Origin of the sequence: Salmonella sp. SAL4457 (assembly GCF_046548235.1) — a bacterium.
Classification (GTDB): domain Bacteria; phylum Pseudomonadota; class Gammaproteobacteria; order Enterobacterales; family Enterobacteriaceae; genus Salmonella; species Salmonella enterica.
This window is the reverse complement of sequence record NZ_JBGDZO010000959.1, coordinates 1-251: the sequence shown is the minus strand read 5'-3', so window position 1 is coordinate 251 and position 251 is coordinate 1. Positions and strand designations below refer to the sequence as shown.

1 protein-coding gene is annotated in these 251 nt (G+C 58.2%); it reads left to right on the top strand.

Translation table 11 applies throughout. The features are described from left to right. Positions 1–251 (top strand): cation:dicarboxylate symporter family transporter (locus ACLJNW_RS27040; RefSeq protein WP_410961632.1); only part of this gene is annotated, 251 nt, incomplete at both ends.

Sequence of the window (251 nt, the reverse complement as noted above, 5' to 3'; positions counted from 1 at the left end):
ACATTTCCCAGTACCAGAAGACCACCCAGGAAGTGCAGCATGACCATGCGTTCATCGCGACCATCCTCAACCTGATTCCCTCCAACGTCTTCGCCGCCATCGCCCGTGGCGAGATGCTGCCGATCATCTTCTTCTCGGTGATGTTCGGCCTCGGCCTGTCGAGCCTGCCCAACGATCTGCGCGAGCCGCTGGTGAAGGTGTTCCAGGGCGTTTCCGAGACCATGTTCAAGGTCACCCACATGATCATGAAG